At 57.5% G+C, this 6,000-nt stretch carries 6 protein-coding genes and 1 pseudogene; all 7 read right to left on the reverse strand.

Going from position 1 to position 6,000, the window contains the following annotated elements:
- Positions 1-1,173: 1,173 nt before the first annotated feature.
- Positions 1,174-1,473 (reverse strand): winged helix domain-containing protein, encoded by a 300-nt coding sequence (locus tag RB2654_RS20490; RefSeq protein WP_008335370.1) that lies wholly within the window; start codon positions 1,471-1,473, stop codon positions 1,174-1,176.
- A 110-nt stretch (positions 1,474-1,583) separates the two neighbouring features.
- Positions 1,584-1,763, reverse strand: coding sequence for a helix-turn-helix transcriptional regulator (locus tag RB2654_RS20495; protein ID WP_008335371.1), 180 nt, complete (start codon positions 1,761-1,763; stop codon positions 1,584-1,586).
- Between the two features lie 98 nt (positions 1,764-1,861).
- Positions 1,862-2,521, reverse strand: a complete 660-nt coding sequence (locus tag RB2654_RS20500; RefSeq protein WP_148912526.1) for a hypothetical protein — start codon at positions 2,519-2,521, stop codon at positions 1,862-1,864.
- On the reverse strand, positions 2,514-3,830 hold the full coding sequence (locus RB2654_RS20505; RefSeq protein WP_083783446.1) for a tyrosine-type recombinase/integrase: 1,317 nt from the start codon (positions 3,828-3,830) through the stop codon (positions 2,514-2,516). Before RB2654_RS20505 ends, RB2654_RS20500 begins: the two co-directional genes overlap by 8 nt.
- Before the next feature lie 471 nt (positions 3,831-4,301).
- Positions 4,302-4,940, reverse strand: coding sequence for a tyrosine-type recombinase/integrase (locus tag RB2654_RS20510; RefSeq protein WP_083783447.1), 639 nt, complete (start codon positions 4,938-4,940; stop codon positions 4,302-4,304).
- A 367-nt stretch (positions 4,941-5,307) separates the two neighbouring features.
- A complete protein-coding gene (locus RB2654_RS20515) occupies positions 5,308-5,703 on the reverse strand; it encodes a hypothetical protein (protein WP_008335377.1) in 396 nt (131 codons plus the stop codon).
- 77 nt (positions 5,704-5,780) lie between these two features.
- Positions 5,781-6,000 (reverse strand): annotated as a pseudogene (locus tag RB2654_RS23620) (hypothetical protein); the annotation flags it as partial.

Consider the following 6,000-nt stretch of genomic DNA (forward strand, 5'->3'; position numbering starts at 1 on the left):
TCGGACCGCTCGGGGAAACGAGCGAGTTTCTTTGGTCGCATTTACATCGCTTGAACCAATTCAGCAGTATCGATAGTGCAAGTAGCCGCATTCGTCCGGCGAGAACCCAGGGTCACCCAAAAACGCCAGCCAAGCAGCCTGAGCGAATTGTGCAAAAAGATACACAAATGGCGGGGCAGCAAAAAGATGTGCGCAGACACTAACCCACAGTCGTGAACATTCCCAAAACGGCGCCAACGCGCCAAGCCAAACGAACGAAAGAATGATAGTGGCTATGGTGTTCCAGACGGGATCAAAGTTCGGGAATGCACCAACCAGCAGTATAGACCAAAACAATTCCATGTTGCCCGCTCCACTCACGGCTCGAATGCTTCAACCTGCCGCCTGACATTCGAGACATTGGAAGTTCGAAGTCGCGCGCAGGTTTGGTTTCTCACCGCGATAGCGCAGCATTGGCCCCAGTCTAGCAATATGGCAGCATGAACCAACCCGTGTCCCCTCCCTCCCGCCACGAGCATTGCGAGAGTTCGTCGGGGGCCTTCTTCCACATCCGTTTATCGACCGCGTTTGGTATCGCAGCGCCACCTGCGCCTCCCCGATCCACCGTAGATGGTCATCCATGACCGGTTGCCCTTGCAGGCTGGACCGAAAATTGGGGTACGGACTATGGTCGTTTATGCCCTCGGACTGGCTGCCCTGCGGGCGGGGCGGGTCACCCCCGGATGATATCCGCCTTATTGAACGGTGGCGGCGAACCTAGAGCATTTGACCCCGCTCTCGCAAGGGCTGCCCTTTCGCAGAAGCTACTCGCGACATCTCGGTTTTGGCACGGGAAACCGACAAACCGTGGCTCGCGCTTTTGGAGGGCTGGGAGAGCGCGCGCGTGAACCCTTGGTCTCGCCTAGAGGCGAGTTCCTCCGAAAGTTGCAGGCAGGTTGAGTGCTCCCAATGCACGGGCATCGCCCGTCGCGGCTGTCCAGAGGCGGTTGAGGGCATTTCGGGTCACACAGTAGGAAACCGTGTCCCATGCCGTCCCCACGCCGGAAAAACCGGGCCTGTGGCGCTGCAAGAGCCACTGGATCCCGTCGCGACATTCAGACACGCGCCAATCCCCGGACCGGAGAATGACACGTGCGTAGTCGTCGGCGGTTTCGCGGTGGTCAGACCCCGACATTATTCGACGCCCTCAAGCCGCCTCGCGACCGCTTTCAGAACATAACGCGCGTGCGTGCCTTTGAACGGACCGGGGTGCTTTTCGCGAACCGTTTTGATGGGCACCGAAAGGGTGCGGAGCATGTGCACATATGCGGCCCAGCGCGGACCGGGCTTGTCGAAGGGGGTGCAGCCCTTTGCGCCAGCGTCAATCAGGCATTCGAGGGCCCAGCGAACGCGGCCTTTGATGGCGATTTCGAAGGTTTCTTGGCCTTCGGGTGAGATGCGGAAGGTCGCGGGACCATACGATTGGCTGCTCATAGCTTTGCTCCCGATTGCGGAGCCGGACCTGAGCCGATATGGTCATGATGTTCCCGGCAAAAGAACACTCAGAACCACTCGCCCCGCCCGGTCTCCGGGTGGGGTTTTCGTTAAGCGGCGGCGCGGCTGTTGATCCAGTCCGTGATGTCGGACGATTTCCAAGCAACCGCACGCTTCCCGACGCGGATCGGACGCGGGAAGTCATTGGCGGACATGAGTGCGTAGATACCGCTGCGGCTCAAGCCAGTGATGGCTTCGACCTCGGCGCGACGGAGGAGATTGTCAGTCATTTTGAGTTTCCTTGGTTTATGGTCTACGCCCAAGGAACATGCTGGCATTCAAAAAGTAGTCCTAAACGGTCGCTCGCGGCCTCAACCGCAGGGCGAGTTCAGGTTAGTCCTTTGTTCTTCCGCCAAATTTCTTTCAACAAGGTGACTGATATGTGTTGTCCAAGTTTTTCAGCAACCACGGCAGAGACGATTTCGAGCGCGCTCATCGGCACGGCACCCGTCCGTTTTTCAACAGGATAACCCATAGCCCAAGCGTCCTTAATCAGTGTAGCGAGCAGTGCGTCACGCCAAAACAAGTGCGGCTTTTTGCTGACCCTAGCAGATGGGGCTTTGGGTTTGACTATTCGCCACTTTAGCAGGCTTAGGTTTAGCGGCTCACCGCGCTTGAGGTCCAACCGCGCGAGATACTCGCAAGCGTCATACGCCCACCTTTCGGTTTGAGCTTGCTCAATCACGGAACCGAAGTCAGCAAATTCGCGCGTTGCCTCATCCGCCCATTCCGCCAGCAAAAAGATACTGACGCGAGCAATGACCGTCGGTCCACCATCCCCACCCGACCAAAATACGTCAGAGATGCCCTTGTCGCTGAGTGTTTTCGCCGCATCGAGTATAGGGGCTGTCAGAAGAAGCGCTTTGGCATCTTCGAATGGAACTGCGCGTCCTACTCGGACTGGACCGATAGCCAAGTTCCGCATCCGTATTGAATAGTCGTTTTGCTTTTGCTTCCAAGACAAAGGGGTGATTGAGCCCTCACCCACGGCTCACCTCAAACCCAATGATTTTTTGATCCTGACTACCAGTCAGAAACGCCGCCCAAGCGCTCATCATCTGACGACGCTTCTCCAATTGGTCACCGCGCCGATAAGCCGCTTCAACCGAGTTCGATACCTTATGTGCGAGAGCCACCTCTGCCATTTCGCCGGGGTATGAGGTGCACTCTGCGACCCAATCGCGGAAGGCCGACCGTAGCCCATGGGGAACAGCGGGACGCCCGCTCACTCGATCAACATAACCCTTGCCATTCACCTTCAACGCGGCGAAGTGCATCCGCTTCATTATCTGCGAAAGCGCCATGTCAGAAAGCGCACCGCCGCGTGGAGCGGCGAACACAAAGTCATCGTCAGATCCACGCTCAAGCCCTTTGAGCAGTTCAGTCGCCGCGTTCGAGAGGGGGACCCTATGTTCCCGATCCATCTTCATCCGCGCGGCTGGCACAATCCAAAGTCTATGCTCGAAATCAATCTCTCCCCACTTCATACCCCGGACTTCACCAGACCGAGCAGCAGTCAGCGCGGCAAGTTCCAACGCACGCGCCGCGTTGCCCTTTCTTGACTTCAAGTCAGAGAACCAATCAGCCAAGTCAGTCAGCGCAAGGGCGGGTTGATGTATGACCTTGGCAACCGAGCTAGGTTTCGACAAACGAAGCTCCAAATTGCCGCCCCAGCGGGCCGGGTTTTCACCTTTCACGAACCCCTGCCCCTTCGCCCACAGAAGGACCTTTTCAATGCGACCGCGCACACGACGGGCGGTATCGGTCTTTTCAAGCCAGATTGGTTGAAGTGCGGCAAACACATCATCCACGGTAACTTCATCGACTTTGGTCTCGCCGAACACGGGCACCGCATAGAGCTCAAGAGAAGCCACCCACTGTTTCCGATACCTTTCGCTGGCCATCTCTGGCCCGTACTTTTCAAGTGCGCCGGGAATGGCTTGTGTGAAGGTCGGGACCTCGCCCTTCGCTTTGAGTGCATCGCGCTCCAATCGCTTCTCTTTGATAGGGTCACCGCCCGATCTCGCAACACGACGGTTCTCAATTGCGGTTTCCCGAGCGTCGGCAAGAGACACCAACGGCGGTGAGCCAAGACCAAGCTCACGCTGCTTGCCTCGAATGGACAGCCGCTGCCCCCAGCGGCGCGCGCCCGACTCTTCGACCAAAAGGAACAGGCCATTTCCGTCGTTGTGCTTTCCCGGTGGTGCCGACCTGACAAATGCGGCGCTCAGTCGATTGGAGCGGTGCGCACCTTTGGGCTTGGGCTTGGGCTTAGACTCCGAATTGGCACCACGCATGAATCACCCCCTTTTTCACCCCCTATTATAGGCAGGAACGTTGAGGACAAGTCAAGACAAGCAAGGAAGATGAATTTACCTAAGTATATGTTTTTATGCAACTAAGGGAGTTCGAACCTTATTTCATTCAATACGTTGCACTGCATCCGGGCACTATTATGGCTCCCCTACGGGCTGCCATTTTTTCCGCAGTATCGTTGTTTCATTGGGCCTTCACAGGCCGAATGTGGACCACGTTTCGGACCTTGGTCCACATTGGTAGATTTCCCCGGCTGCACGCCTCGCAAACTCTGAGCATAGGCTTGACGCACTCACAGCAGATCGCCGCGCCACCGATAGGCGTTCTCAGAGGCGAGCAAAGCCGATCCTTGGTTGGGTCCGCGAAACGCAAAAAGGCCCGCGCAACAGCGCGAGCCTTTTCCTGTTTTCAGTATGCTTGGGGCGTCGCGGTAACGACAAGCTAAGGATCGTTCACGTCCGTTTCCTCGACGCAGAAACCCCCATCCCGGCTCTGTCTGCTTTGTCTGTATAGATGCGCGCAGTGCGAGGATCGGAATGGCCCAGCGTCGTCATGATCTCGTATTCCGACGCACCTTCATTTGCGAGCAGTTGGGCAACACCTCTTCGGACTACATGTTGAGACCGGTTTGCCTTGCCCTGAGCATCGGTGATCCCCGCTTGTTCGACCCACTTCCGGATACGGTTATCCAGCGAGCCCGACGACGCGAAAGGATTGCCCCTCTCGGTCACGAGGAAGGTATCTCGCACTCCGTTGTGGATATCCAATTCCATGCGCGGCATCTCCGCGACCAGAACAGTAACTTCCCTGGAGACCGCTTTCGACTGTTGCCATTGGATAGCCAATTCGCCGTCCATCTCCGTCAGATTGTGCGGGCCGAGGACTGGCATATCACCAATGCGCCCCAGCGCTTTTCTAATTTGAGGCGTCTCACCGCGTCGCGCCGCGCGATAGTGCGCATCGAAACCTGCCCCTCCCGGACCAACAGGAATACGAATTTTGCGATTACGCTCGCCCTTGACGCGCACGCGCCAGCGGAAGTTTCCCGAAGGGAGCGGATCTTTAAGGAGCCCTGTGTATTCAAACTTCATTTCGGTTCACCGAAACGCTTAGGGCCTTTGCTTCGAGCCAGAACTACGGTCTCTGTGATGGCTGGTGCGAATCCCACGCGAAAGGCACCATCAGCGCCAAAATGAAATGCGTAGGCTTGAAGCCCTTCTGCCTGCACGGCGGCGATGGCGTTCTGGATCAGGGCCTTAGTCCGGTCTCTTGGTTCTCATGATACGATCCTTTTGTTATGTCGAGGAGGTGGAGCCGTCTTCATCGGCAAAGAAGAAATCGAAAATGCGGGGTGATACCCCCTCGCGTAAGAGGGCGGACGCGCCGGCTGGCGTAGCAGAAAGGGTGGTGCCGACGCGCCCTGACTGGGGAAAGCTGGCCCCGTGTTTCGTGGATCGATCAGCTGCGCGGTTGGCGCTTTTTCCTGATCATCTGTTCGCCTTCGATCAGGTCGCTGACCCGTTGCGAGAGGTAGCTCGCTCTGTTCAGGTCGCGCCACGCGGCGTCCGCCGCTGAATCCCCTTCGGCCTCGGGATGTGATCTTGCGAGGTTCGCAAGGATCAGGTGGATCGTATGACGGAACTGATCGGTCAGGATGCGCCTGTGTTCGACGGTATCGTTCAGCGTCTTGATGCTCAGCTCGTTGCCGCTGATCGCTCCATATCCGAGTTCACGGATACCGTTCAGGCCATCTCGGGCATCCCGCGCAGCGTTTGCGATCTTCACTTCGAGATTGTCGATCTCGCGGACAGGCGGTTCGTAATGGAATTCGATCTTGTGCTCCTGGGCGTTCATTCTTGTCTCTTTCTTTTGGGAAGGCAACCGGTCGAACCCGGCCCTCGCGCCCAAGGGACCGGTCGAGTGGATTGGCTTCAGGATAGGGAAAGCTGCTTGGGTTTGCGCCGACGTGCTCTTGCCTCGCGGCGCTCTTTTCGGATGTCGGCCATCGCATGGATACGCGCCCGGACGGCGTGCATCCATTCGACGGAGGGGTCGACCAGTGCACTGAGGATCGGCGTGCCGTCGCGGTTACATGCAAAACCGTGGTGATCGAGCGAAACGGTGATCCGCCGCGCGCCGACGAAGCGCGTG

This window comes from Maritimibacter alkaliphilus HTCC2654 (assembly GCF_000152805.1).
Taxonomy (GTDB): Bacteria; Pseudomonadota; Alphaproteobacteria; order Rhodobacterales; family Rhodobacteraceae; genus Maritimibacter; species Maritimibacter alkaliphilus.